We start from the raw sequence: 25483 nt of genomic DNA, 5'->3' as shown, positions 1-25483 counted from the left end.
GCTCAGAACGGCAGTTTGGCGTCTGGCGCCAGCTTGCCCAGTTCGCGGCGGAAGTCGGCCTGGATGCGTGCGAGGGCCTCGGCGTTCTCGGCCTCGAAGCGCAACACGACCACCGGCGTGGTGTTCGACGGACGCGCCAGGCCGAAGCCGTCGGCGTATTCGGCACGTACGCCGTCGATGGTGATCACGCGGCGGGCGTCGGGGAATTGCCCCTGGTCCTGCAAGGCTTTCACCAGCGTGAAGGGCTGGCCTTCTTCCATTTCCAGCTTCAGTTCGGGCGTGGACACGTCTTGCGGCAAGGCTTCCAGCGGCGCGCACGGGTCGGCAAAGCGCGACACGATTTCGAGCAGGCGCGCGCCGGTGTAGAGGCCGTCATCAAAGCCGTACCAGCGTTCCTTGAAGAAGATGTGGCCGCTCATTTCGCCCGCCAGCGGCGCGCCGGTTTCGGCCAGCTTGGCCTTGACCAGCGAATGGCCCGTCTTCCACATCAGCGGCACGCCGCCCGCAGCTTCGACCGACAAGCCCACGTGGCGGCTGCACTTCACGTCATAGATGATCGTGGCGCCGGGGTTGCGGTCCAGCACGTCGCGGGCAAACAGCACCAGTTGGCGATCCGGCCAGATGATCTGGCCCGACTTCGTGACCACGCCCAGGCGGTCACCGTCACCGTCGAACGCCAGACCGAGTTCGCAATCGGTCTCGCGCACGCACTTGATCAGGTCTTGCAGGTTTTTGGGTTCGGCGGGATCGGGGTGGTGGTTGGGGAACGTGCCGTCCACTTCGCAGAAGAGTTCGGTCACTTCGCAGCCCAGCTCGCGGAACAGCTGGGGCGCGACCGCGCCCGCGACGCCGTTGCCGCAGTCGATCGCAATCTTCATCGGGCGGGCCAGCTTCACGCCGGAGGCCACGCGCGCAATGTAGGCGGCCACCAGATCCAGCTGGCGGCGCACGCCGGCGCGCTCGGCGGGCGCGGGGCTCGTGCCGTTCATGGCGGCGCCCAGCGCCTGCACGTCATCGCCGTACAGGGCGCGTCCGCCCATCATCATCTTGAAGCCGTTGTACTTGGGCGGATTGTGGCTGCCCGTGATGGCCACGCCCGAGCCGCACTGCATGATGTGCGTGGCGAAATAGACCAGCGGGGTCGGGACCATGCCGATGTCCACGGTGTCCACACCGCCTTCCAGCATGCCTTCCTGCAAAGCCATCGACAGCATGTCGCTGCTCAAGCGGCCATCCCGGCCCACCACCAGCGTCTGCACGCCGGCCTCGCGCGCGCGGCCGGCCAGCGCCACGCCCAGGGCGCGCGCGAACGACGCGTCGATCAGGTCCGGCACGGTGCCGCGGATGTCATAGGCCTTGAAGACCGAGGCGGGAAACTGCGACTTGTTATTGCCCACGACGATTCCTTGATAAGGGAGTTGCAACGGGGGATTCGGCCAGGGCTAATGGAAAACCCGAATGCCAAAACCCGCCTGAAAAGAGGGTCAAGGTGTGAATTATCCTCCATCGGCGCATGCGCCTTCATCCCTCGGTCGGCGTAGGGCGTCTTAACGGTAGCGCGTGCCCTGGTTTGGTGCGTGGCGCGGCCGTATCGCCTTGATCCGGTGCATGACGCGGCGGGGCTGAAAGGCCCTGTCCCAGGGGCGCCGCCGTGGCATGGAACTTGCTCGTCATCCGAAGGTGATACGCTTGCGCTGCAAGTAGAAAGACCGGGAGGGGCCATGGGTGCCAAAGTATCTACTGTCATGTCATCGGGAGGCGCCACCAGCCGGCGAGGCCCCCCCACGGATTTCGCCGGGCCAGCCGCTGGCCGCGAACGCCGGCTTGATATCCATGTATTCCACTCCGACGCCGGCGAATTGTCGTCTGGCCGCGCCTGGGAACGTTGTGTCTGGCGCGACGCGCGCGTCCTGATCGCTGAATGCCCGGCGCCGCATCTTCCCGCTTCCATTGAGTCCGCGCTGCGCGCCGTTGCCGCCGATGTCGCGCGCGATCGCGGCTGGCAGGGCATGGGCACCGTGGCGTTCGCGCTGGATGACCGCAGCGGCGTGTTCAGGGTGATAGGCGCCGATGCGCAGCCGCACAGCGGTTCGGCCATGGTCAGCCCCGATCCCGACAACGCGCACGCGCTGGAAATGCGCATCGACGGCTGCGTGGACCGCCGCCTTCCCTGCACGCGCCTGCTGGTCTGCGGCGCGACGCGGGGCGAGGCGCTGCGCCGCGCGTACCGGGCGCTGTCCGAGATGCCCGGCCCCGCCGGCGTTGACCGGGCATTCCTGATGAACCGCATCGCGTCCCGCGCTTATTGCTCCGGCCTGACCGGCACGCGCCTGGACCAGGCCGTCGGCTAGCGCGGCGCTTCGGCCCGCGCGATTCCGCCCCTACAATAGTCCGCACATCCCTAGACCCGCGCCTGGGCGAGACCAGGCCATTCTTGTGCGGCTGCTATGACATTGCTGAGCGATCTTCAGTCCCTCCTGGGTTTCACCCATGTGTTGACCGGTGTGGATGCCGAGTCCTATGTGCAGGATTGGCGCCGCCGCTATCGGGGTTCCGCGCTGGCGGTGATACGCCCCGGGTCCACGCAGGAAGTGGCCGACGCCGTGAAACTGTGCCTGCATCACGGCGTGCCGGTGGTGCCGCAAGGTGGCAATACCGGCCTGTGCGGCGGCGCCACGCCAGACGACTCCGGCCGCGCCGTGGTGCTGTCCACCGCCCGCCTGACCGCCATACGCAACCTGGATACCGACAACGACACCATCACCGTGGAAGCGGGCTGCATCCTGCAAGCCGTGCAAGAGGCCGCCGCAGCGGCCAACCGCCTTTTCCCGCTCAGCCTGGCGGCCGAAGGCAGCTGCACCATCGGCGGTAACCTGGCCACCAACGCTGGCGGCACGCAGGTGCTGCGCTACGGCAACACGCGCGACCTGGCGCTGGGCCTGGAAGTGGTGACGGCCGATGGCGAAATCTGGAACGGGCTGCGCGGCCTGCGCAAGGACAACACCGGCTACGACCTGCGCGACCTGTATATCGGCAGCGAAGGCACGCTGGGCATCATCACCGCCGCCACGCTCAAACTGTTCCCCCGGCCGGTGGCGTCGTGCACCGCGCTGCTCACCCTCGACACGATCGACCACGCCGTGGAATTGCTGTCGCGCGCACGCACCGGTTTTGGCGCGGCGTTGACGGGCTTTGAATTGATGAGCGGCGCCTGCCTGCAAGCTGTCGTGCGGCTGTTCCCGCAGCAGCGCCTGCCCTTCGAAGGCGCGTCCGCCGAGTCTCCGTGGTTTGCGTTGCTTGAGTTGTCCGACAGCGAAAGCGAAGCGCATGCGCGTGAACGCTTTGAAGCGGTGCTGGGCGAGGCCATCGACGCCGGTCTCGTCGACGATGCCGTCATCGCCGCCAACGTGGCGCAGAGCAAGGCGCTATGGCACTTGCGCGAAAGCATTCCGCTGGCCGAAGCCGAGCTGGGCAAGTCGGTCAAGCACGACGTGTCCATTCCCATTTCGTCCATCGCCGGTTTCGTGCACAAGACCAATGCCTTGCTGCAATCCCGCTTTCCTGGCGTGCGCCATGTGATCTTCGGGCATCTGGGCGATGGCAATCTGCATTACAACGTGGCGAACGCCGCAGGCCAGACCGAGGCCGAGTTGCTCGCCCTGCAAAGCGAAATCTACGGCGTGGTGCATGACAGCGTGCATGCGCATAGCGGCTCGATCAGCGCCGAGCATGGCGTGGGCCAACTCAAGCGCGACGAACTGCCGCGCTACAAGAGCCCTGTCGAACTTGCGCTGATGCACCGGATCAAGCGCGCGCTGGACCCGCAAGGGCTCATGAATCCGGGCAAGGTGCTGCAAGGCTGAGCGGCGTGGTCCGCTACCCCCTGCGTTCCTTATTTCACACGGAGCCTCAATGATGGCAGTCAGTCCCGCGGCGGGTGCGAATCATCGGGTGCTGATCGTTGAAGACGATCACATCATTGCCGGCAACCTGTTCTCTTTCCTGGAGGTGCGCGGGTTTTTGCCGGACGTGGCCTACACCGGCCACGCCGCGCTGGAACGCATGAAAGAGCAACGCTTTGATGCGCTGATCCTGGACATCGGCTTGCCGGGCATGGACGGCAACGCAGTGCTGCACGCGTTGCGAAATGAACGGCGCGTGGATGTGCCCGTGCTGATCCTGACCGCGCGCGACAGCCTGGAAGACAAGCTGGCGGGTTTTTCCCATGGCGCCGACGATTACCTGACCAAACCCTTCGCGTTGCTCGAAGTCGAAGCACGTCTGCTGGCGCTGATTCAGCGCGCCAAGGGCTCAACGGTGGATTCGGTGCGCGTGTTTGGCCCGGTGCAGTACGACACGCGCAGCCGTGCGGTATCGGTCAATGGCACGCCCGTGCACCTGACGCGCAAGGCAGGCCTGATCATGGAAGCGCTGATGCGCGACCCCGGCCGGGTTGTGGCGCGCGAAGAGCTGGAGTCCATGCTGTGGGGCAACGAGCCGCCGTCCTCCGACGCGCTGCGCAGCCAGGTCCATCTGCTGCGCCGCGCGCTGGCGGATGCCGGCTTTGATGGCATCGAGACCATGCACGGCACCGGTTGGCGCCTGACGCTGGGCGGGGCCGCGGCATGACGCGCGCTGCCACCGGCACCTTGACGCAGCGCGTGGTGTGGGCGCTGACGGGCACGGTCGCCTTGTTCGTGACGGCGCTGGCGCTCTTGGCCTACCTGACGTTCGACCAGATGGAAGACGATCTGGTCAACGACATTCTCAATACCGAAATGGACCGGCTGGTGCAGCATGCGCGCGCCAGCGACGAATTCATGCCGCGCCAGGGCGCACGCGAATTGGGCGGATCAATGCGCGCCTGGATGAGCGTGGACGGACAGCGTCCGGCCGGCATTCCCGATGAAGTGCTGGGCCTGGATAACGGGCTGCACCTGATCGAGCCCGGCGCCTACACCTGGCACGTGATGGTGGCCGAGACCGGACGCGGCAAGGTCTATCTGCTGTACGACGCGACCGACAACGAAGAGCGTGTCCACGATTTCGGCCTGATCGTGTTGGGCGTAGGCGCCATTTGCGTCGTCGGCGCCTACGCATTGTCGCGGCGCGTGGCCACGGTGGCGGTGGGGCCGCTCTTGGACTTGACCGACCGTTTATCGACCTGGGCGCCCGGGTCGCCTGATATGGCCGTCACCCGCGACGACGAGGCCGGCCGCCTGATCGAAGCCTTCAACCGGGTGCAGAACCAGGTCGACCGATCCATCGCCCGCGAACGCGAGTTTGCGGGCAACCTGAGCCACGAGGTGCGCACCCCGCTTGCCGCCATCCGCTCTGATAGTGAACTGATGTTGCTGACGCAGGCGCTGACGCCCGACCAGCGCACGCGCCTGACGCGTGTCATGGAAAACGTGGACGATGTGATCGTGTGCCTGGAAAGCGCCCGAGCCATGGCGCGCGACCAATTGCTGCTGCCCGCCCCGGTTGATATCGCCGACTGCATGGAAGACGCCTGGCGCGGTTACGAGGTGCAGGCGCAACACGCCAACCTGCGCTGGGACAACCAGATTGCCCCCGGCCACGTCCTGACGCTGGACCGCTACGCCTTGCTGACGGTGCTGCGCAACCTGGTGCGCAACGCGGTCGAGCATGCCGCCCCGGCGACGCTGACCACCCGGTTCACCGACGATGGCGTGCTGGAATTGAGCGACGACGGCAAAGGCATCGCCGAAGCCGATCTGCCGTTCCTGTTCCGCCGCTACTACAGCGGCCGGCTGCGCGACTCCGGCGTCGGCGCGCATGACGAGACCGCGCGCGGCTTGGGCCTGGCCATCGCCAAACGCGTGTGCGACATGCAGGGCTGGTCGCTGACGGTGGCGTCGTCGCGCGAACCCGAAACGCGTGGCACGCGATTCTCGTTGCGCTTCGACGCGGCAGCCGGCGTTGATGCCGCCACGAATTCCGCCACGTCCAGCACCCCGCGCCCGGGCTCCACAGCCGGCGTTGCGCCCAAGACACAAGATCGAATTTGACGATTTTTCGACTGTCCGCGCTCTAAGCTTTCTGCTTGTCCGACGCGTCCCCAGTCCATTGATCCATGTCGTCCCCCTTGCTGTCCGCGCCGCATGCGCCGTCGCCTGCGTGGTACCTGAGCACGCAGCTCGTCGGCGTCACGCTGATGCTGGCGTGCCTGGCTTGGTGGGCCAACGCCTCGGGCATGGATATGCGCATCGCCCGCGCGCTGTTCGATCCCGCCCTGGATGATTTCCCGCTGCACCTGAATCGTTGGTTCGATCTGTTCGGACATCGCATGGTGCTTGCGCTGCCGATTGGCGTGGCGTTGGCGGCCGTGGCGGCGGCCGTGGCAAGCTTTCGCATCCCCGCCTTGCGTCCCTGGCGCGGCGCAGCGCTTGCGCTGGCGGCGACGTGCCTGGTTGGCCAACTGGCGGTGAACCAGCTCAAACACCACACGACCTTGCCGCGCCCCTATGACCTGGAAACGCTGGGCGGCTACACGCCATACCCGCTGCACTGGTGGACGTGGGCGCGTGCGCGGGCGGGCGGTGCGTTGCCCAGCGGCCACGCGGGCGCCGGCTATTCGATGCTGACGCTGTATTTCGCGGGCTGGGCACTGAACCGTCCGGCGTGGCGCTGGTGGGGCCTGGCCCTGGGCGTGACCGCAGGCGTCGCCTTTTCCGTGGTGCGCATTCTGCAAGGCGCCCATTTCCTGAGCCAGACGCTGTGGTCGGCCACCTTGCTTTGGTTTCTGGCGGCGTTGTTCTTCTACCCGGTGATCGTGGGCCGAGCCGCTGCGCGCGGCCCGGCCCGGCAAACGCCGGTTCAGTTGAGCAGCACGCCCGGCAACCACAGCGAAAACGCGGGCACATAGGTCACCAGCGCCAGCGCGGCCAGCAGCGCGCCGTAAAAGGGCCAGATTGTGCGCATCACGGTGCCGACCGACACGCCGCCGATGGCGCACCCCACGAACTGCGTGGTCCCCACGGGCGGGGTGTTCAAGCCCAGCGCGCAATTCAGCAGCATCACGATGCCGAACTGCACCGGCCCCATGCCGTACTGCATGCAGATCGGCAGGAAGATCGGCGTGCAGATCAGGATGGTGGCGGCCATGTCCAGAAACGTGCCCAGCACGAACAGGATGATGTTGACCATCAAGAAGATGGCCCACGGGCTGGTCGATACCGACGCCATCAATTCGCCTGTCTTTTCCGCTACGCCATAAAAGCTGATCAGATAGCCGAAGGTGGCCGAGATGCCAATCAGCAGCAGCACGACGCCGGTTGTCTTGACGGCCTTGCTGGCGGCGCGCACGAACTGGTCCCACGTTAGCGAGCGGTACACGAAGATCGTTAGCGCCAGCGCATACAAAACCGCCACCGCCGCGGATTCCGTTGCGGTGAAAACGCCGCTGAGGATGCCCGTGATGATCAGCACCACAACAAACAGGCCGGGCGCCGCCGCGATCAGCGAACGCAGCACGATGTGCCATCCCGGAAACGTGCCCGCCGGATACCCGCGGCTGCGCGCCACGAAGTACGCCGCCGCCAGATTACACAAGGTCAGGATCAGCGCGGGCACAACCCCTGCCGCGATCAGCGCCGCGATCGACACCTTGCCGCCCGCCGCCAGCGTGTAGATGATGATGTTGTGGCTGGTAGGCATCAGCGCGCCGACCAGCGCCGCATGCGTGGTGACGTTCACCGCGTAGTCGGCGTGATAGCCCTCGCGCTTCATCATCGGGATCATCACCGACCCCATCGCCGACACATCGGCCACGGGCGACCCGGACACGCCGCCGAACAGCGTGCAGGCCACCACGTTGGACATGCCGAGCCCGCCGCGCACGTGCCCCACCAGCGACTTCGCAAACGTCACGATGCGGTCGGCGATGCCGCCGTACAGCATCAGTTCGCCCGTGAAGATGAAGAAGGGAATGGCCAGGAACGAAAAGGCGTTCATGCCCGAGGTCATCTGCTGGAACGCAACCTGCAAGGGCAGGTCTTCGACCATGATGGCGGTGATGGACGACAAGCCAATGGCGAACGCCACCGGCACGCCGATCACCAGAAACCCCATGAACGTAAAGGAAAGCAGTGTCAGCGCCATGCCGGTACCACCTTATGGTTGCGCAGGATGGCGATGATGTGCTCAACGGAAAAGAGCGCGATCAGGGCGCCAGACAGCATCGCGGGGATGTATTTCCAGGCGTTGGAAATGCCCAGGTTGGGGATCTTGTAGGCAGACACCGATTCCGCCAGCATCCCGCAGTTCCAGGCCATCAGCACGCCAAACAGCAGCACCAGCAGATGGATGAAGATCCGCAGCCGCCGCTGGCCAACGGGGGGCAAGGCGTCCAGCAGCGATTCAAAGCCGATATGGCCTGCATCGCGCACGCCCACCGCCGCGCCCAGCATGGTGACGTACAGCACCAGCAGCAGCGCCAGGCTTTCGGCCCAGGTGGGCGTGCTGTTGAGCACGTGGCGGCCAAAGATTTGCAGGCTGACGGCGATGATCAGGCAGACGAGCCCGAACACGCTGGTCCACATGCAGACCCGGGCAATCCACGCGCAGGCGCGCGTGTAGGCGTCCAGCGGAGCGGCAAGGGCTTGCGCCCCGCCTCCCCCGGTCACCTCAGGTTCATTCGTAGGAGTGGCCAACATGATGTCCTCACTGGACGGCCTGGATCTTTGCGACCAGGTCTTTCATCTCGGGCGTGGTGACGAAGCGGTCGTACACCGGCTTCATCGCACCCTGGAACGACGCCTTGTCCACCTCCACGATCTGCGACCCGGCCTTTTCGACCACCGCGCGGGATTTCTGCTCGCGCTCGTCCCACAGCTTGCGCATATAGGGCACCGATTCGCGCGCGGCCTCACGCAGAATCTTCTGGTCTTCGGGCGTGAGCTTGTCCCACTGCCGCTTGGAATAGATCAAAATTTCCGGCGTCATCGTGTGTTCGGTCATCGAGTAGAACTTGGCGACCTCGTAGTGATGCGCGCTTTCGTAGCTGGGGAAATTGTTTTCCGCGGCATCCACCAGCCCGGTCTTGAGCGACGTATAGACCTCGCCCATCGGCATCGGCGTGGCGTTGCCGCCCATCGCTTCCACCATGGCCACAGACAGGTCCGATTGCTGCACACGAATCTTCAAGCCCTTGGCGTCGGCCAGCGTCTTGATCGGCTTGTTGCGCGTGTACATCGACCGCGAACCGCTGTCGTACCAGGCCAGCCCGACAAAACCCGCGGCTTCGCACGAGCGCAGGATCTGGTCGCCGATTTCGCTGTCCAGCACTTTGTGCAGATGGTCTTTCGAGCGGAACAGGAACGGCAGCGACGGCACGCGCGTGGTCTGGCAGATGTTGTGCATGGCGGCGCTGGACACGCGCGCCATGGCAAGCGCGCCCATCTTCACCTGTTCGATCGAATCGTCTTCGTTGCCCAACGCGCCGCCGGCATACACCTTGACGGTGATGCGGCCATTGGTGCGTTGCTTGACCAGTTCACCGAACTGGCGCACGGCCTGCACGGTGGGATAGTCGTCGGGATGGATGTCGGCGGATCGCAGTTCGGCGGCTTGGGTGGCGGGAATCAGCGTCAGCAAGGCAACCGCCGCCAGGATGGCGCGGGTCAGGGTGGGGCGCAGCATGTCTACCTCCGGTTGGAGTACGGCGTTTCGTTAAGGGCCGGGTCGGCCTCGAAGCTCTATGTGTACAGACCTACTTTGCGTGGGGCGCGGGACGATGCGGGCGCTCCGGTCGGGTGCTAACCGGTGCTTGCGGTTTCCTCCAGGCCCTGCGCGCCGGGGCGCAGGGCGAATACGCCACCGTCGGGCGCGCCAGGGGCGGCGTTCGCGGGGCGTATCGATGTGATGAAGAGGGTGTCCATGGCCGCGCCACCGAAGGCGCACATCGCGACTTTGGCGGCGGGCACGGTATAGGTGCGGTCGAGTTTGCCCTCGGGCGTGTAGCGGTAGACGCGGCCGGCGTCGTTGCCGCAGATCCAGTAGCCGCCATCGGTGTCCACTGCCGCGCCATCGGGCCGGCCCGCGGGCAGGGCGTCGATGAAGGGGCGGCGGCTGTGCGGCGTGCCGGTGTCGATGTCGTAGTCAAACGCCCAGACCCTGGCGCGCGACGGATGCGAGTCTGACAGGTACATCGTCTTGCCGTCCGGGCTGAACGCCAGGCCGTTGGGCACGATCAGGTCAGACAGCAGCACCGCCACGCCGTGGGCGTCGTAGCGGTAGAGCTTGCCGGCGGCTTGCGCCAAGCCCATGTCCATGACCATCGTGCCGGCCAGGAAGCGGCCTTGGCGGTCGCAACGCCCATCGTTAAAGCGCATACCGGCGGCCGCGTGGGCCACCGCAGCGATCCGTTCAGGAGTGCAGGGCGCGCCCGCTTGCAGCGGACCGCAGCCGTACAGGCCGTCTTCCATCGCCAACAGCCAGCCCGCGCCGCGCGGCGCGATGCAGCCCGCCATCTGCGGCAGCGCCCAACGCTCAAACGTGCCATGGGAGGGCGACCACCGGTGCAGCGTTTTGCCGGGGATGTCGGTCCAGGTGTAGGCCTGCTCTGTGGCGCGCCAGACTGGGCTTTCGCCCACGCCGCAAACCAGATCCCCGATACGTTCAGCCAGGGTGGACATGGTGGCGTTTACTTGGAGGCGGGGGGTAAGGGAAACGGGCCGGCCTTGACGAACGCGCCGCCTTGATAGCGGGCGGCCGGGTCATCGGCCGCGAGCGGCGGCTGCGCTTCAACTTGCGCGCGGAAGCGTTCAGAAGAATCTTTGGGGACGAACCCCAGTACTTTCGCGGCGTCGTCGTGCCACCAGCGGTCGCGGTTGGCGGACGCGCCGTAGACGATCAGATGGCCAACGCCGGGGGTGAACAGCGCGCGCGTGACCAAGTCGGTCAGGTCGTCGTAGCTGAGCCACGTGACCATCATGCGGCGGTCTTTGGGTTCGGGGAACGACGAGCCGATGCGCAGGCACACGGTTTCGATGCCATAGCGGTCGAAGTAGAAGCGCGACAGGTGTTCGCCGTAGGCTTTGCTCAAGCCGTAATAGCCGTCGGGCCGCAAGGGGACGTCGGCATTCAGCTGCTGCCCTTGTTCGTAGAAGCCGATGACGTGGTTCGAGCTGGCGAACACCACGCGTCGAACGCCGTGCAGGCGGGCGGCTTCGTACAGGTTGTAGATGCCCTGGATGTTCGCGGGCAGGATGACGTCGAAAGGCTGCTCTACCGAGACGCCGCCCAGATGCACGATGGCGTCGACCCCTTCAACCAAGGTGGACACGGCGGCCGCGTCGGCCAGATCGCAGGGCAGGGTTTCTTCGCCGGGGGCGGCGGGGCCGACGTCCGCCACGTCCGACACGCGCAGCAGATCCGCGTGGGCTTTCAGACGGGGACGCAACACCTTGCCCAGGTTGCCGGCGGCGCCGGTCAATAGCAAACGATGGCAGCGGAACTCGGCAGGCGGGGTGTTGACGGTTTGGTTCATGTCGCAACGCTCGGTGAAAGAGACGGATATCCAGGCAGATACTCATGCGGATGAACGTCCAGAAGCCTGTGCAGAGGGGGGGCGATCTGGTACGTTGTCGTACAACCTGCGCAAAGTATAATTAGCCCCAAATTTCAGCGTCAAGCTTTGTGCAATCAATTTCGGACTACATCCCGTGAACGCTCCAGTCGATACCTCTGTTCTGCCGCAGCGTCGTCCCCGAAATCTGGCCCAAGGCCTGGTGGAAAGCATCTCGGAACGCATCCGCAGCGGCAACATCCGCCCGGGCGACAAGCTGCCCACCGAATCCGAAATCATGCGTCAGTTTGGTGTCAGCCGCACCGTCGTGCGCGAGGCGCTGTCGCGCTTGCAAGCGTCCGGTCTGGTTGAAACGCATCACGGTGTCGGCACGTATGCGCTGGAGCCCAACGGCAGTGGCGACTTCCGCGTCGACCCCGCCGACATCGCCACCGTGCGCGATGTGCTGGTGCTGCTGGAACTGCGTATCTGCCTGGAAAGCGAGGCCGCAGGCCTGGCCGCCATTCGCCGCAGCGACACGCAGCTGCAAGAAATGCGCCGCGCGCTGGACTTGTTTCGCAGCGCGTTGGAAAGCGGCGGCGACACCATCACGCCCGACTTTCAATTCCATTTGCTGATCGCGCAATCCACCGACAACCGCTACTTCGCGGACCTGATGTCGCACCTGGGCTCGGCCATCATTCCGCGCACGCGCATCAATTCCGCCAAGTTCGCGCATGAAGACCGCGCCGCCTATCTGGCGCGCGTGAATCTCGAACACGAAGACATCTACAGCGCCATCATGCGGCAAGACGCCGAGAGCGCCCGCGCCGCCATGCGCACGCACTTGAGCAACAGCCGCGAACGCTTGCGCCGTGCGCAATAGCGCGACAGACGGGCCGCGTCAGATGCGGCCCTGTTTGCGAAATACGATGTCGTACAACGTTTGACATCGCGCTGGCGTGACGTCAACATCACGCTGGCCTGACGTCTACGTCGCGCTGGCGTTACGACGATGTCACGCTCACGTCACGCGATCGGCCGCTGGTTGGCGCAAAACCGCGTTAATCTTTGCCCGTTTTCATTCCGGACATCGACGCAGCATGGCTTTGCTAGGCACCCCCCGCGGCATTCTTTCATCTGAAACGGCGAGCGCTCGCTATCTCGGGAGGGCCGCCGCATGCGCCGCCTGACACTTCGATTCATCCTTGCCATTCTGGCGCTGCTGACGCTGTCGCGTCTGGGGCTGTCGTTCTGGATGTGGGACCGCGTGCAAGCCGCTGGCGGCCTGTGGCCGGTGCTGTTCGGCGGATTGCGTATCGACGTCTGCCTGCTGTCGATGGTGATTGCGCTGCCGGCGGTGTTCTCGCCTTGGTTCGGGCACCGTCCTTTGGCGGCCCGCATCACCGCATGGTGGTTCCGCATCTGGTGGATGCTGTATGCGCTGCTGGAAGTGTCCACGCCGCAATTCATCGCTGAATACGACACGCGGCCGAACCGGCTGTACTTCATCTACCTGCTGAATCCGAAGGAAGTGGGTTCGATGCTGTGGCAGGGCTACAAGGGCGTGCTGCTGGCCGCGTTCGTGGTGCTGGTGGTGGCGGCCTGGTTGGCCGTGAAGCTGTTCCCCACGCGTGCGCGTGACCCGTTCATGGCATGGTGGAAGCGCCCGATTGCATCGTTCGTGATCCTGGCGCTGGTGTTCCTGGGCGCACGCGGCACGCTGGAACATCGCCCGATCAACCCGGCCAAGGTGGCCTTCAGCTCGGACGCCATGGTCAATTCCTTGGCGCTGAACTCGCTGTACAGCGTGTTTGATGCGGCCTATCGCATGCGCGATGAACGCTCCTCCGCCGCCATGTATCCGAAGATGCCGGTCGACCAGATGAACGCCATCGTCCGCGAGAAAGCCGGCCTGACCGGCGCGCCGCTGGACCCGCGTTACCCCAGCCTGCACGAACAGAAAGCCACGGTACGCCGCGACAAGCCGTTGAACGTGGTCATCATCTTGCAGGAAAGCCTGGGCGCACAATACGTCGGCAGCCTGGGCGGCCGCGACCTCACGCCCAACATCGACCGCCTGTCGAAAGAAGGCTGGATGTTCCACCGCGCCTACGCCACCGGCACGCGCTCGGTACGCGGCATCGAAGCCGTCACCGCCGGCTTCCTGCCCAGCGTCGCCGACGCCGTAGTCAAACTCCCGCGCTCGCAAACCGGCTTCTTCACGCTGGCGCAGGTACTGGGCAAACACGGCTACCACTCGCGCTTCGTGTACGGCGGCGAATCGCACTTCGACAACATGCGCGCCTTCTTCCTGGGCAACGGCTTCGACGAAGTCATCGACCGCCCCAAATTCGTGAACCCGGTGTTCGAAGGGTCATGGGGCGCCTCCGACGAAGACATGTTCAACCAGGTCGACCGCCTGCTGCGCGCCGACGGCGACAAGCCCGTCTTCACCCTGGCGTTCTCGGTCAGCAACCACTCGCCGTGGGAATACCCCGAAGGCCGCATCAAACCGGTCGGCGACCCCGCCACTGTGGACAACACGGTGCGCTACGCGGACTGGGCGCTGGGCCAGTTCTTCGAGAAAGCCAAGCAGGCGCCGTACTGGGACAACACGGTGTTCCTGGTCATCGCCGACCACGACTCCCGCGTCTACGGTTCCATCCCCGTCCCCGTCCGCCACTTCCAGATCCCGGCAATGTTCCTGGGCGCAGGCATCACGCCACGCCAAGACGAACGCCTGGTCAGCCAGATCGACATGGCGCCCACGCTGTTGTCGTTGATCGGCCTGGACAACGTGAACCCGATGCTGGGCGCCGACCTGACCCAACGCGACCCCAACCGCGCGATCATGCAATACGCAGACAACTTCGGGTATTTGCAAGGCGACAAGCTGCTGGTGCTGGAACCCGCCAAGGAACCCAGAGAGTTCAAATACGAGGCCGCCCCGGTTGGCAAGGATGAGGTGTACGCCCCGATCACGCCCGCCGACCCGACGCTGACGGAAGAAGCGTTAGCGCACGCGTTGTGGGCAAGCTGGGTCTACCGCGAAGAAAAGTACCGGTTGCCTTGAGGGGGGATGGCGCGCAAAGGGTAGGCACGCGCAAGGCAGTGCCCACCGCGCGCCACCCTATACCCCACAAAACACGTGCGAGGGACATCAACAAGCCACGCCCCGCATTCGCGAAGCGATCACCAAGCGAGCGACCCCCAGTGCGTATGCCGAGTAAGGCCGCCCGCGCGGCCGCCACTCGGCGGGCCCCGCAGCACTCGTAATTAAGGCACACCCTAGCAGCGCACCGACCCAAGACGCCGGCAGCCCGTCGGCGCGGTGGCCCTGGCGGCGTGCAACCTCGATGCGCCCGAGGGAATCTGAAGGAACCCGCCAACGGCGGGTGACGAAGATGACAACGGGGGGGGCCGCCTAGGCAAGTCCGGAGCGAAGGCTCCGGACCGCAATCGTGGGCGCACGCCGCCAGGGCCACCGCGCCGATGGGCGACCTACATCCCCCTAAGCCGCCCGCAAATAACCCCCCTCAACCCCGCGAGCAAACACCCCCCCCGCGAGCAAGCAATCATCAACCCCGCGCCGGCAACACCACCCCCGACGCCTCACCAAATCCAACCCTCGGATACCCCGCCTTCTCGCAAGCCGCCCGCATGATCACCTGATCCCCGTCCTGCAGGAACGTCCGCTTCTCCCCCCAAGGCAGATCAATCGCCGTCTTCCCGCCATTGCTCAACTCCAGCAACGACCCGGCTTCCGACGGCTGCGGACCTGACAGCGTGCCCGTTCCCAGCATGTCGCCCGGTTGCAGATTGCAGCCGTTCACCGTGTGATGCGTAATCAGCTGCGCCACGTTCCAGTAAGCATCCCGGAAATTGCTGCGTGACAGCGACACCGGCGGCAGCTTCGCTTCACGCGATTGCGCCGTCGTCATCAGCACCTCCAACTGCACGTCATACGCACCCTTCGCGCGGTTTGCATCGGACGCCAGATACGGCATCGGCTGCGGTTCGGCCGGGCCACGATTCCATTGCGTACGGAACGGCTCCAGCGCTTCCATCGTCACAATCCACGGCGAAATCGTCGACGCAAAATTCTTCGACAGGAAAGGCCCCAACGGCTGGTATTCCCACGCCTGAATATCCCGCGCCGACCAATCGTTCAAAATGCAAAGCCCGAACACATGCGCGTCAGCATCGGCCAGACCGATTCGCTCGCCTTGCTCATTGCCCGTACCCACAAAAATGCCCAGCTCCAGTTCGTAATCCAACCGTGCGCACGGGCCGAATTGCGGCGTTTCGCCTTCAGCAGCGGGACGCGTCTGGCCAACCGGGCGCGGGAATTTCTGGTCCACGCCAATGCTCGATGCACGGCCGTGATAGCCGATCGGCACCCACTTGTAGTTCGGCAGCAAAGGGTTATCGGGACGGAACTGCTTGCCGATTGCGGTGGCGTGGTGCACCGAAATATAGAAGTCGGTGTAGTCGCCAATGCGCGCGGGCGTCGTGTACTCCGCGTCGGCCTGCGCCACCAGCAGCGGCTCGACCGTGGCGCGCAACGCGGCGCCTTCACGCAAAGCACGCGACAACGCCAGACGCAGCGCGCTCCAGTGCGGCTGGCCCAACGCCATCAGCGCGTTCAGGCTGTCTCCCGCGCAGGCGGCCAAGGCTTCAGCGGCCAGACCTTCGAACGGTGCTTTCGCGGCCAGCGCGGCCAGGTCCAGAATCTGGTCACCGATCGCCACGCCCGGGCGGAACGACTCTTGTGCGCCCTTGCGGCGGAACGCGCCATACGGCAGGTTTTGCACCGGAAAATCTGACGTGCCGGTGTTGGCGCTGGCGATCCAGCTCTTCAAGGACGGATCGTGGGTTTCGTTGATCGTGGTGGTCATGGCTGCGTGTCTCTTCTGTAATGGTGGGAATGGGAATGCCGAAATACGGTATCGCTGAAATGCCAAAACGGCGATGCGCTGTCGCGCACCGCCGTGGAGGGATCAGCGCGGGGCTGCCGTCACGCCTTCGCGGGGTCGAAGTGCTTCACGATACCCTGCCAGCACCGGTAATAGTCGCCCTGCAATTCTACCGACGCCAGCGCTTGCTCCGTCGGGCGGATGACGCGGCGCGTTTCGAACATGAACGCCATCGTGTCACGAATGTAATGCGCGGCGTGCGTGTCGGCGTGCGAGGCCTTTTCGAAGGTCTCGGCGTCGGGGCCGTGGCCGCTCATGCAGTTGTGCAGGCTGGCGCCGCCGGGGGCGAATCCATCGGCCTTGGCGTCGTAGACGCCTTGGATCAGGCCCATGAATTCGCTGGCCACGTTGCGGTGGAACCAGGGCGGACGGAACGTGTTTTCCATCGCCAGGATGCGCGGCGGGAAAATCGCGAAATCCATGTTGGCCGTGCCCGGGGTGTCGGACGGCGCGGTCAGCACGGTGAAGATCGACGGGTCCGGGTGGTCGAAGCTGATCGAGCCGATGGTGTTGAAGTGGCGCAGATCATATTTGTACGGCGCGTGCGTGCCGTGCCAGGCCACCACGTCCAACGGCGAATGGTCGATGGACGCGCGCCAGAAGCCGCCCGTGAACTTGGCGATCAATTCGAAATCGCCTTCCACGTCTTCATACCAGGCAACCGGCGTCTTGAAGTCGCGCGCGTTGGCCAGACAGTTCGAACCGATGGGGCCCAGTTCCGGCAAGCGCAGCGCGGCGCCAAAGTTCTCCAGCATGTAGCCGCGCGCCGTGCTGTCCAACAGCTCGACACGAAAGCGCACACCGCGCGGAATCACGGCGATTTCCAAGGGTTCCAGGTCGATCAGGCCCAGCTCGGTGGCCAAACGCAGACGGCCTTCTTGCGGCACCAGCAGCAGCTCGCCATCGGCGTTGTAGAAGAAACGGCCCTGCATCGAACGGTTGGCCGCGTACATGTGTATGGCCACGCCGCCTTGCTCGTCGGGGCTGCCGTTGCCGCCCCACGTCTTCACGCCTTCCAGGAAGTCGGTGGGCGCATCCGGGATGGGCATCGGGCTCCAGCGCAACTGATTCGGCGTCACAGGGCCGTGGCCGAACGTGCTTTCCCAGCCCGCCGCGCCGCCAAACGCTTCAAACGGCTTGTGCTGCGCGCCCGGGCGAATGCGGTAGAGCCACGAGCGGCGGTTTTCGTTCCGGGGGGCCGTGAAGGCCGTGCCGGACAGCTGTTCGGCGTACAGGCCGTAAGGGCATTGCTGCGGCGAATTGCGGCCGACGGGCAGCGCGCCGGGCAAAGCCTCGGTGGCGCAGTCGTTGCCGAAACCGGTCAGATATTGCAGTTCCATGGAATCCTCCTGGGTGGCGGCGCGGTGCTTGGCCGCGCGATCGGTATGGGGGGCTGTGCTGGGCGTACCCAGGGCCGATTCGCCATTGTCGGAAAAAACGCCCGCTAAGGCTACGGGAATGCAAAAATACAGACTATAAATTTTGTGAATAGTAGGGGGCATGATGGCGGAATTGCGTGATGTCGATCTGAATCTGTTGATCCTGTTTCAGCACCTGCTGGAAGACCGCAACCTGTCGGCCGTGGCGCGCCGCATGGATTTGACGCAACCTGCGGTCAGCAACGGCTTGCGCCGTTTGCGTGACGCCTTTGGTGATGAACTGTTCGTGCGCACCGCCCAGGGCATGTTGCCCACCCCTCGCGCGCAGCGGCTGGCCGGCCCCGTCAGCGAAGCGCTGACCGTGCTGACGCAGGCCTTGCAAGATCAGGATGTGTTCGACGCCGCCACCAGCACGCGACGCTTTCGCGTAGCCATGACGGACGTAGGCGAAATCCACTTCATGCCGCGCTTGATGGAAGTGTGCGTGCAAGTCGCGCCGCAGGTGCGCATCGATTCCGTGCGGGTGCAAGGGCCAGACCTGCCGCGCGAAATGGAGTCGGGCCGCGTCGATCTGGCCATCGGCGCGTTCGACGAAATGGGCGCGGGCACGCTGCAACGCATGCTGTTTCGCCAGGGTTACGCAACCTTGTTCCGGCAGGCGCATCCGACGGCGCATGCGGGCATGGGCATCAAGGCGTTCCGGGCGGAACGCCATCTGATCGTGTCGCGCGCTGCGCCTTACGGGCAGGTCAATCAGTCGATGGAGCGCGCGGGCATCGTGCTGGCCGAGCACTTCAGCGTGCCGCATTTTTCGGCCGTGCCGTACATCGTCAGCGCAACGGATTTGCTGGCGACGGTGCCTGAAAAGCTGGCCGCCAGCGCCGCGCCGCCATTCGGCCTGCGCTACATGACCCCGCCGGTGAAAGTGCCTGCGCTACAGACGAACCTGTACTGGCAGCGCAGGGTGGACCGGGACAGCGGCAACCAATGGCTGCGCGCGTTGATCGTCAACACGTTCGCGGTGGGCGCCTAGGAGGGGTTGCGCGCGCCTCGGGCGGATGATTATTTCCGTCCCGGGCCGCGCGCTTCACCCATCCTATGGCCCTTCAAACCGTCGTTGTGTTCGTCACCGATGCCCGCGCTTGCTGCAACGCCTCTCGCAGCAGCGCCACATCGCCCAGATGGTTGGCCAGCAGCAGAATCAGCGCCGCGTTCAGTTCCTGGCTTTGCTCGTTGGTCAGGTCGCGGTGCGTTTCGATCAGCGCCTCGTAGAAGTCGTCCGGCGAGCTCAGATTGGTTTCAGTAATCAGCATGATGGAATGACCTCTGGATTCACGCGTGGCCCGTTGCGCGCTTTACGGCGGCGGCGACGGCTTCTGCGTTGAACGCGCGCCAGCGCGCGGCGATGTGCTGGTCGGGGCGGATCAGGTAAGCCGTGCCGGCTTCTGCGTCATAGCGCTTGGCCAGGCACCCTTGAACGTCCGTCACCACGGGCAGGTCGGCAGACAAGCCCGACACGTCGCACTGCGGGCCTGCCACCAGCACGGCCTTGACGGGCACCGGCGCCATGCGCAGCGCTTGCAAAGCGGATTGCACATCGCGGCTGGGCAGCGTGCCGTCACAGAACACGGCCAGCACAAAGCCGCCGTCCAGTTGCGACATCCACCAGCCTTCATCGCCGTGTGCGGCGACAGGCGCGTCCAGCGCCACCGCGCCCGGCACCATGCGGCCCGTGAACGCGTCGGCATCCGGCGTGTTCAAGGGCGATGCGGCGTAGGTTGCGGGCAATGACAAGCGGCCGCTGTTGACCAGCGAACGCGCGAACGGATGCGTCTTCGCCAGGTTCAGCACCGCGTTGCGGAAGCTGCGGCTGATGTCGCTCTTTGGGGTGATGAAGTCGGTCGCGCGCGACGAATTCAGGATGTTCTCGTCGGCGGCGAACTCGCGTTCGGCGCTGTAGCTGTCGATCAGCGTATCGGGGGCCAGGCCCGCCAACACCAGCTTCAACTTCCACGCCAGGTTCTCCGCATCTTGCACGCCGCTGTTGGCGCCGCGTGCGCCAAACGGCGAAACGCGATGCGCGGAGTCTCCGGCGAACACCACGCGGCCGTGGCGGAATTTGTCCATGCGTTCGCACGCAAACGTGTAGACGCTGACCCATTCCAGATCGAACTGCGCGTCGGGGCCGAGCAGGGCGCGGATGCGCGGCAGCACGTTCTCGGGCTTGACGGCTTCAACGGGGTCGGCATTCCAGCCCAGCTGGAAGTCGATGCGCCAGACGTTGTCGGGCTGGCGGTGCAGTAGTACAGATTGGTTGGGATGGAAGGGCGGGTCGAACCAGAACCAGCGTTCGGTCGGGAAGTCGGCCTTCATCTTCACGTCGGCAATCAGGAAGCGGTCGCGGAAGATGCGGCCGTGGCTTTCCTGGCCGATCAGCTTGCGCACCGGCGAGCGCGCACCGTCGCAGGCGACGAGCCAGTCGGCGTGAAGCGTGTACGGGCCTTCGGGGGTTTCGATCGTCAGGTCGACGCCGTCATCGGCCCGCGTGACGCCGGCCACCTTGTTCTTCCAGCGCAGGTCGATATTCGGTTCCTGGCGCGCCTGCTCGTACAGATAGCCTTCGGCGTAGTACTGCTGCAGGTTGATGAAGGCGGGGCGGCGGTGGCCGGGTTCGGGCAGCAGGTCAAAGCGCCACACTTCCTGTTCGCGGAAGAACACCTTGCCCACATTCCACGACACGCCTTTGTCGATCATGCGCTGGCCGACGCCCAGACGGTCCCAGATTTCCAGCGTGCGCTTGGAAAAGCAGATGGCGCGCGAGCCTGTGGACAAGCGGTAATCGTCGTCCAGGACCACCACGCGCACGCCTTGGCGGGCGAGATCCAGCGCGGTGGTCAAGCCGACCGGGCCGGCGCCCACCACCACCACTTGATGGCGCGGCGCTGCGCCGGCGCTTTGGTCGGCGTGCTTTTCATAGGCGAACTCCATCGCCTGAAAGTCGATGTCTCCCACGGTTGTCTCCTGTGTGGGTCACTTTGTTTTTATGCGCGAAGCCGCGCGCCGTCTTGCGACGCGCGTCTTCGGTTCTTGCCAAATTCCAGTTCGGGCAGGGCCGTCTTCAGCGGCCCGTGCGCCTTAACCTTCCAGCTGCGCCCACATTTCCAGATCGCGCTTGTCGGTCCAGATGCGCGGGTGGGTGTGGCCAGAGGCCTCGTCGTAGGCGCGCGACACGTCAAACGGCATGCAGTGGTCAAAGATCACCCAGTCGCTGTAGCGCGGCTTCATGAAGTCGTAGACCTCGCGGTAGATCGTCTTCAGGTCTTTGCCTTCGGCCACGCCGCGGTTGACGGCGCCGTACAGGTCGGTCAGGAAGGCGCGGGTGCCGGCCAGGCCCTGGCGGACTTCGGTGGCGCTCTTCAAGGCGGGGCCGCGTCCGGGCACCATCTTTTCGGCTTCAAAGCCCGACAGCGCGTCCAGCGTGCTGGGCCAGTCGCGGAAGTAGGCGTCGCCGCAGTACGGGGTGGACTGGTATTCGACCAGGTCGCCTGCGAACAGAATCTTCTGCTCGGGCAGCCAGGCGATGGTGTCGCCCTTGGTGTGGCCGCGGCCCACTTGCAGCAGCTTGACTTCCAGATTGCCCAGGTTGACGGTCATTTCGCCCTTGAACGTCATCGTCGGCCAGACCAGGCCCGGCGGAATCGATTCCGCGTTGCGGAACAGGCGGGGGAAGCGGCCGATTTCGCTGGCCTTGTCTTGTTCGCCGCGTTCGACGATCAGGTCGTAGGTGTCGCGGCTGGCCAGGATTTCCTGGGCGTTGTAGGCGGAAGCGCCGAACACGCGCACGGCATGGTAGTGCGACAGCAGGATGTATTTGATCGGCTTGTCCGTGACTTCACGGATGCGGCGGATGACGTCTTGCGCCATGACCGGCGTGGCCTGGGTGTCGATCACCATGACGGCCTCGTCGCCGATGATCACGCCCGTGTTGGGGTCGCCTTCGGCCGTGTAGGCATAGGCGTTGTCGGACAGTTTTTCGAACGAGACGACCTTGTCGTCCATATCGGCGTGCGAGGCGAATTGCTTGCTCATGGAGGCTCCTTCCACTGTTATAGGAATAGGTGTGTGGAAGGAATATAGCGTGGCGTTAGTGTTTGTGCAATACGTTCGCTATAAACAAACGGCCTTGTTTTTACAGGGATTTCCCGAGGGTTTTCGGGGACTTATGATTCAGTTCCTTTGGCACTTCGGGCAGTAATACGTGGCGCGCTGGCCCTGGACGAAGCGCCGGATCGGGGTGGAACACACCCGGCAGGGCAGGCCTTCACGTTCGTAGACGGCGGCATGGATCTCGAAGTAGGCCCCCGGTTCGCCCGTAGCGCCAACGTAGTCGCGCAGGGTGCTGCCGCCAGAGGTCAGGGCGTCGGCCAGCGTGGCGCGCACCATGTCGGCCAGCCGCTCGCAGCGCGCAAGCGACAGCTTGTTGGCCGGCGTCTTCGGGTTGATGCGCGCGCGGAACAGGGATTCCGATGCGTAGATATTGCCCACGCCCACCACCGCCATCCCGGCCAGCAGCACCTGTTTGATGGCGGCGCTGTGGTTCTTGAAGTGGCGATGCAGCCAGGCGCCGTCAAAGCGCGGGTCGAAGGGTTCGATGCCCAGCTTGGCCAACAGCGGGTGGGCGTCGATCGGGCCGTCGGCCTCGGGGTGCCACAAGACTGCGCCGAACCGGCGGGGGTCATGCAGGCGCAGCACGGCGTCATCGAAAATCCATTCGACGTGGTCGTGCTTGCGCAAGAATTCACCGGGAGCCACGCGGCGCAACGACCCGGACATGCCCAGATGCACAATCTGGGTGCCGTGTTCAAAGCGCAGCAGCAGGTATTTGCCCCGGCGGGCGCACTCCAGAACGGCGCGGCCGCCGATCAGCGCAGGCAGATCCGGGGGGATGGGCCAGCGCATGCGGGGTTCATGGACGACCAGACGATTCAACGTCCGACCGGTGATGACGGCGTCGATTCCGCGACGCGTAGTTTCGACTTCAGGCAGTTCCGGCATGAGCCAGTGTAAGATCATCAATTGCGTGTACGAAGATTGTGCCATCAACCGGACGGGCCGCGTGAAGTCGTCTTTCAAACAAATGAATATCGGGATCGCCGCGCTGGCGCTTGCGCTGGCAACAGGTTTTGCGCTGCCAGCCCAGGCGGCCGACAGCCGGACGCGTGATGCGACCGGGCCGCGTATGGCCCCGCAGAACCGCCAGCCAGAAACCGAGGTGATCCGCCTGCGTCCGGGCCAATTGCCCTACGTATCACTGACCGCCGACATCTTCTATCGCGTCCTCGCGTCGGAGATCGCCGCTCAGCGCGGCATGTACGGCACGGCCGCCACCACCATGGTCGGCCTCGCCCGGGACACGGGCGACCCCCGCCTGGCCCGTCGCGGCCTGGAATTCCAGCTCGCGGGCGGCAACCTGCCCGGCGCGCTGGACGCGGCCCGGGTCTGGGCGCGCCTGTCTCCCAACGACGTCGAGGCCAGCTCCACCGAGCTGGCGCTGGCCGCCGCCAACGGGCAGACCAAGGGCCTGGCTCAAGCGTTGCGCAACCGTATCGACGCTTCGCGCGACAAGCCGGCCGCCATCGGCCAGGCCTTGGCCGTGTTGAGCCGCCTGAACGACCGCCGTCTGGCGCTGCGCATCCTGGACGAATCCTTGAGCGATAGCGTGCGCAAGCTGCCTGCCGCCCATCTGGCGCTAGCCGACGTGGCCTCGGCCGCGGGCGACTACGAGCGCGCGGCGCAGGAATCCCGCGCGGCGCTGGCGGCCGACCCCAAGTCCGAACCCGCCGCCCAGCGCGTGCTGGAATACGGCTCGAAGGTCGACCCCCAACGCGCGCAAACCGAAGCCCGCGCCTATATCAACCGCAACCCCAGCGCCCGCAAGGTTCGCCTGATGCTGGCCGGCCAACTGGCCGACAGCGGCGACTACAACGGCGCGCTGGCCGAATTGCAGGCCATGGCCCGCCGCTCGCCGGAAGATTTCGACCTGCTCTTCATGCAGGCCCAGCTGGCCTACAAGGCGGGCCAGTTGCCGCAGGCGAAGACGCTGCTTCAGCAGTATCTGGATGTGCAGCAGCAACGCCAGCGCGCCACGGTGCCGGGCGCAACCGACGCGGGGGCTGCCGCCGCCGACGCGCATGTGCTGTTGTCGCGCATCGCTGAAGACCAGGGCCACTACGACGAAGCCATCAATGAACTTGGCCGTATCGACGACCCGACCCTGCGCTATTCCGTGCGCATGCGTCAGGCTGCGCTGCGCGCCAAGAGCGGCCGCGTCGACGACGCGCTGGCCATGATTGATTCCGCAGGCCCGCAGGATGAAGAAGAACGCACCCTGGGCGTGCTGACCAAGGCGCAGATCCTGCGTGACGCCGACCGCGTGGGGCAAGCCGTTACCACGCTTGAAGCCGCCGACCAGGCGCTCCCGGACACGGTTGAAATCAAATACGAACTGGCGATGCTGTACGAACGCCAGAACCGTCTGGCCGATCTTGAACGCATGCTGCGTCAGGTCATTGCGCTGGACCCGGACCACGCGCATGCCTATAACGCGCTGGGCTACACGCTGGCTGACCACAACCAGCGCCTGCCCGAAGCGCTGGACCTGATCACCCAGGCGCTGGAACTGTCGCCCAATGACCCGTTCATTCTGGACAGCATGGGCTGGGTCAAGTACCGCATGGGCGAATCCGAGTCCGCGGCGGAATACCTGCGCCGCGCCTACAGCGTGCGTCCGGAAGCCGATATCGCCGCCCACCTGGCTGAAGTGCTGTGGTCCCAGGGCAAGCGCGATCAGGCGACCGAGCTGCTGCGCGCCGCGCTCATGAAAGATCCCAAGAACAAGACCGTCCAGGACGTCGTCAAGCGTCTGGGAGTTCGTCTGTGAGGGCAGCAGTGCAACGCATGGCGGGCGTGGCAGCGTGGCTGCGCTGGGCGCTGATGGCGATGTTGGCCATGGCCCTGGCCGCCTGCACCACCACGCCCAAACCGATTGAAGGCGCCAGCGCCGATGCGTTTTCGCGCATCGGCCGCTTCGCCATCACGGTGAATGAAGAAAGCGGCAAGCAGAACGCCGTGCAGGGCGGCTTTTCGTGGTCGGACGATGGCCGGCGCTATGTGCTGGACCTGACCAACCCCTTGGGTTCTACCGAAGCCCGCGTCGAAGGCCAGCCCGGTTCGGCCAGCCTGACCAAGGCCGACGGCACGCGCCTGACGGCGGATAACCCCGACGCGCTGGCGGAAGACGCGCTGGGCAGCAGCATGCCGGTATCCGGCCTGCGCGACTGGCTGCGCGGCAAGCTGCCGGCTGACCCGGAAGCCACAGAGATCAAGCGTGATGACCTGGGCCGCCCCACGGCCTTCGAGCAAGGTGGCTGGCAAGCCAACCTGTCGCGCTATGACACGAAGGGCCCGCAGTTGCTGGTTCTGCAACGCCAGGAGCCGGGCCGCCGCATCATGGTGCGGCTGGTCGTGAACCAGCCCTGATCGTGAATCAGCTCTGGTCGTGAACCAKCCCTGATCGTGAATCAGTTTTGATCGTG

General features: G+C 65.2%; 22 protein-coding genes. 10 read left to right on the top strand and 12 right to left on the bottom strand.

The features are described from left to right. Positions 1-2 precede the first annotated feature (2 nt). The gene (locus AC1DSJ_RS15930; protein ID WP_054423165.1) at positions 3-1397 is read right to left on the bottom strand and encodes a phosphomannomutase/phosphoglucomutase; all 1395 of its coding nucleotides are present in this window, start codon (positions 1395-1397) and stop codon (positions 3-5) included. Positions 1398-1721: 324 nt separating this feature from the next. Between AC1DSJ_RS15930 and AC1DSJ_RS15925 the strand changes: the two genes are divergently transcribed. The 5 genes from AC1DSJ_RS15925 to AC1DSJ_RS15905 all read left to right on the top strand — a co-directional run bounded on the left by AC1DSJ_RS15925 (position 1722) and on the right by AC1DSJ_RS15905 (position 6889). Further along, the gene (locus AC1DSJ_RS15925) at positions 1722-2351 is read left to right on the top strand and encodes a BPTD_3102 family carboxylase-like protein (protein ID WP_175170914.1); all 630 of its coding nucleotides are present in this window, start codon (positions 1722-1724) and stop codon (positions 2349-2351) included. A gap of 96 nt (positions 2352-2447) precedes the next feature. Further along, complete coding sequence (locus AC1DSJ_RS15920; RefSeq protein ID WP_054423163.1) at positions 2448-3863, top strand: FAD-binding oxidoreductase; 1416 nt, start codon at positions 2448-2450, stop codon at positions 3861-3863. Between the two features lie 52 nt (positions 3864-3915). Then, a complete protein-coding gene (locus tag AC1DSJ_RS15915) occupies positions 3916-4629 on the top strand; it encodes a response regulator transcription factor (RefSeq protein WP_054423361.1) in 714 nt (237 codons plus the stop codon). Beyond that, complete coding sequence (locus AC1DSJ_RS15910) at positions 4626-6032, top strand: sensor histidine kinase (RefSeq protein WP_441371606.1); 1407 nt, start codon at positions 4626-4628, stop codon at positions 6030-6032. The genes AC1DSJ_RS15915 and AC1DSJ_RS15910 overlap by 4 nt, the downstream gene beginning before the upstream one ends. Positions 6033-6097: 65 nt before the next feature. Next, positions 6098-6889 carry a phosphatase PAP2 family protein gene (locus tag AC1DSJ_RS15905; protein WP_175170912.1) on the top strand — a complete coding sequence of 264 codons (792 nt, stop codon included), beginning with the start codon at positions 6098-6100 and terminating at the stop codon, positions 6887-6889. Here AC1DSJ_RS15905 and AC1DSJ_RS15900 read toward each other — a convergent pair. From AC1DSJ_RS15900 to AC1DSJ_RS15880, 5 genes are all read right to left on the bottom strand, one after another. After that, positions 6841-8124 (bottom strand): TRAP transporter large permease, encoded by a 1284-nt coding sequence (locus AC1DSJ_RS15900; RefSeq protein WP_054423161.1) that lies wholly within the window; start codon positions 8122-8124, stop codon positions 6841-6843. The two genes, AC1DSJ_RS15905 and AC1DSJ_RS15900, sit on opposite strands and share 49 nt — an antisense overlap. Continuing rightward, positions 8115-8678 (bottom strand): TRAP transporter small permease, encoded by a 564-nt coding sequence (locus AC1DSJ_RS15895; RefSeq protein WP_441371605.1) that lies wholly within the window; start codon positions 8676-8678, stop codon positions 8115-8117. The genes AC1DSJ_RS15900 and AC1DSJ_RS15895 overlap by 10 nt, the downstream gene beginning before the upstream one ends. A 7-nt stretch (positions 8679-8685) precedes the next feature. Beyond that, entirely contained in the window at positions 8686-9663 is a 978-nt protein-coding gene (locus tag AC1DSJ_RS15890) for a TRAP transporter substrate-binding protein (RefSeq protein WP_441371604.1), read from the bottom strand. Positions 9664-9779: 116 nt separating this feature from the next. Continuing rightward, complete coding sequence (locus AC1DSJ_RS15885) at positions 9780-10658, bottom strand: SMP-30/gluconolactonase/LRE family protein (protein WP_441371603.1); 879 nt, start codon at positions 10656-10658, stop codon at positions 9780-9782. 8 nt (positions 10659-10666) lie between these two features. After that, positions 10667-11512: an NAD-dependent epimerase/dehydratase family protein gene (locus tag AC1DSJ_RS15880; RefSeq protein ID WP_441371602.1), complete on the bottom strand. Its 846-nt coding sequence runs from the start codon at positions 11510-11512 to the stop codon at positions 10667-10669. 175 nt (positions 11513-11687) lie between these two features. Between AC1DSJ_RS15880 and AC1DSJ_RS15875 the strand changes: the two genes are divergently transcribed. Together AC1DSJ_RS15875 and AC1DSJ_RS15870 are read left to right on the top strand one after the other, a co-directional pair. Further along, positions 11688-12416 carry a FadR/GntR family transcriptional regulator gene (locus tag AC1DSJ_RS15875; protein WP_427217478.1) on the top strand — a complete coding sequence of 243 codons (729 nt, stop codon included), beginning with the start codon at positions 11688-11690 and terminating at the stop codon, positions 12414-12416. 294 nt (positions 12417-12710) lie between these two features. Then, complete coding sequence (locus tag AC1DSJ_RS15870; protein ID WP_054423156.1) at positions 12711-14606, top strand: LTA synthase family protein; 1896 nt, start codon at positions 12711-12713, stop codon at positions 14604-14606. Positions 14607-15111: 505 nt separating this feature from the next. Here the strand turns inward: AC1DSJ_RS15870 and fahA are convergent. Next, complete coding sequence (gene fahA, locus AC1DSJ_RS15865; protein ID WP_342066238.1) at positions 15112-16431, bottom strand: fumarylacetoacetase; 1320 nt, start codon at positions 16429-16431, stop codon at positions 15112-15114. Between the two features lie 119 nt (positions 16432-16550). Next, positions 16551-17849, bottom strand: coding sequence for a homogentisate 1,2-dioxygenase (gene hmgA / locus AC1DSJ_RS15860; protein WP_346551505.1), 1299 nt, complete (start codon positions 17847-17849; stop codon positions 16551-16553). A 163-nt stretch (positions 17850-18012) separates the two neighbouring features. On the opposite strand from hmgA, the gene AC1DSJ_RS15855 reads away from it, so the two are divergent. Further along, positions 18013-18921 carry a LysR family transcriptional regulator gene (locus tag AC1DSJ_RS15855; protein WP_342066239.1) on the top strand — a complete coding sequence of 303 codons (909 nt, stop codon included), beginning with the start codon at positions 18013-18015 and terminating at the stop codon, positions 18919-18921. A 73-nt stretch (positions 18922-18994) separates the two neighbouring features. On the opposite strand, the gene AC1DSJ_RS15850 is transcribed toward AC1DSJ_RS15855, so the two are convergent. The 4 genes from AC1DSJ_RS15850 to mutM form a co-directional block, all read right to left on the bottom strand. After that, on the bottom strand, positions 18995-19201 hold the full coding sequence (locus AC1DSJ_RS15850; RefSeq protein ID WP_054423152.1) for a DUF2783 domain-containing protein: 207 nt from the start codon (positions 19199-19201) through the stop codon (positions 18995-18997). 19 nt (positions 19202-19220) lie between these two features. Then, positions 19221-20900 (bottom strand): FAD-dependent oxidoreductase, encoded by a 1680-nt coding sequence (locus AC1DSJ_RS15845; RefSeq protein ID WP_441371601.1) that lies wholly within the window; start codon positions 20898-20900, stop codon positions 19221-19223. Between the two features lie 123 nt (positions 20901-21023). Further along, positions 21024-21977, bottom strand: coding sequence for an MBL fold metallo-hydrolase (locus AC1DSJ_RS15840; RefSeq protein WP_175170904.1), 954 nt, complete (start codon positions 21975-21977; stop codon positions 21024-21026). A 138-nt stretch (positions 21978-22115) separates the two neighbouring features. After that, entirely contained in the window at positions 22116-22943 is an 828-nt protein-coding gene (gene mutM, locus AC1DSJ_RS15835) for a bifunctional DNA-formamidopyrimidine glycosylase/DNA-(apurinic or apyrimidinic site) lyase (protein WP_054423149.1), read from the bottom strand. Here mutM and AC1DSJ_RS15830 point away from each other — a divergent pair. Next, a complete protein-coding gene (locus AC1DSJ_RS15830; RefSeq protein WP_054423148.1) occupies positions 22942-24828 on the top strand; it encodes a tetratricopeptide repeat protein in 1887 nt (628 codons plus the stop codon). The two genes, mutM and AC1DSJ_RS15830, sit on opposite strands and share 2 nt — an antisense overlap. A 17-nt stretch (positions 24829-24845) precedes the next feature. Next, the gene (gene lolB, locus AC1DSJ_RS15825; protein ID WP_441371600.1) at positions 24846-25427 is read left to right on the top strand and encodes a lipoprotein insertase outer membrane protein LolB; all 582 of its coding nucleotides are present in this window, start codon (positions 24846-24848) and stop codon (positions 25425-25427) included. Positions 25428-25483 lie beyond the last annotated feature (56 nt).

The sequence above is a fragment of the Achromobacter sp. 01N37 genome (assembly GCF_056399725.1).
The sequence above is the reverse complement of the archived record's forward strand: the minus strand, read 5'-3'. Positions and strand labels throughout refer to the sequence as shown.

Coding starts and splice junctions, on each gene's coding strand:
- AC1DSJ_RS15925 (WP_175170914.1), top strand. CDS start 1,722: ATGGGTGCCAAAGTATCTACTGTCATGTCATCGGGAGGCGCCACCAGC.
- AC1DSJ_RS15920 (WP_054423163.1), top strand. CDS start 2,448: ATGACATTGCTGAGCGATCTTCAGTCCCTCCTGGGTTTCACCCATGTG.
- AC1DSJ_RS15915 (WP_054423361.1), top strand. CDS start 3,916: ATGGCAGTCAGTCCCGCGGCGGGTGCGAATCATCGGGTGCTGATCGTT.
- AC1DSJ_RS15910 (WP_441371606.1), top strand. CDS start 4,626: ATGACGCGCGCTGCCACCGGCACCTTGACGCAGCGCGTGGTGTGGGCG.
- AC1DSJ_RS15905 (WP_175170912.1), top strand. CDS start 6,098: ATGTCGTCCCCCTTGCTGTCCGCGCCGCATGCGCCGTCGCCTGCGTGG.
- AC1DSJ_RS15900 (WP_054423161.1), bottom strand. CDS start 8,124: ATGGCGCTGACACTGCTTTCCTTTACGTTCATGGGGTTTCTGGTGATC.
- AC1DSJ_RS15895 (WP_441371605.1), bottom strand. CDS start 8,678: ATGTTGGCCACTCCTACGAATGAACCTGAGGTGACCGGGGGAGGCGGG.
- AC1DSJ_RS15890 (WP_441371604.1), bottom strand. CDS start 9,663: ATGCTGCGCCCCACCCTGACCCGCGCCATCCTGGCGGCGGTTGCCTTG.
- AC1DSJ_RS15885 (WP_441371603.1), bottom strand. CDS start 10,658: ATGTCCACCCTGGCTGAACGTATCGGGGATCTGGTTTGCGGCGTGGGC.
- AC1DSJ_RS15880 (WP_441371602.1), bottom strand. CDS start 11,512: ATGAACCAAACCGTCAACACCCCGCCTGCCGAGTTCCGCTGCCATCGT.
- AC1DSJ_RS15870 (WP_054423156.1), top strand. CDS start 12,711: ATGCGCCGCCTGACACTTCGATTCATCCTTGCCATTCTGGCGCTGCTG.
- fahA (WP_342066238.1), bottom strand. CDS start 16,431: ATGACCACCACGATCAACGAAACCCACGATCCGTCCTTGAAGAGCTGG.
- hmgA (WP_346551505.1), bottom strand. CDS start 17,849: ATGGAACTGCAATATCTGACCGGTTTCGGCAACGACTGCGCCACCGAG.
- AC1DSJ_RS15855 (WP_342066239.1), top strand. CDS start 18,013: ATGGCGGAATTGCGTGATGTCGATCTGAATCTGTTGATCCTGTTTCAG.
- AC1DSJ_RS15850 (WP_054423152.1), bottom strand. CDS start 19,201: ATGCTGATTACTGAAACCAATCTGAGCTCGCCGGACGACTTCTACGAG.
- AC1DSJ_RS15840 (WP_175170904.1), bottom strand. CDS start 21,977: ATGAGCAAGCAATTCGCCTCGCACGCCGATATGGACGACAAGGTCGTC.
- AC1DSJ_RS15830 (WP_054423148.1), top strand. CDS start 22,942: ATGAGCCAGTGTAAGATCATCAATTGCGTGTACGAAGATTGTGCCATC.
- mutM (WP_054423149.1), bottom strand. CDS start 22,943: ATGCCGGAACTGCCTGAAGTCGAAACTACGCGTCGCGGAATCGACGCC.
- lolB (WP_441371600.1), top strand. CDS start 24,846: ATGGCGGGCGTGGCAGCGTGGCTGCGCTGGGCGCTGATGGCGATGTTG.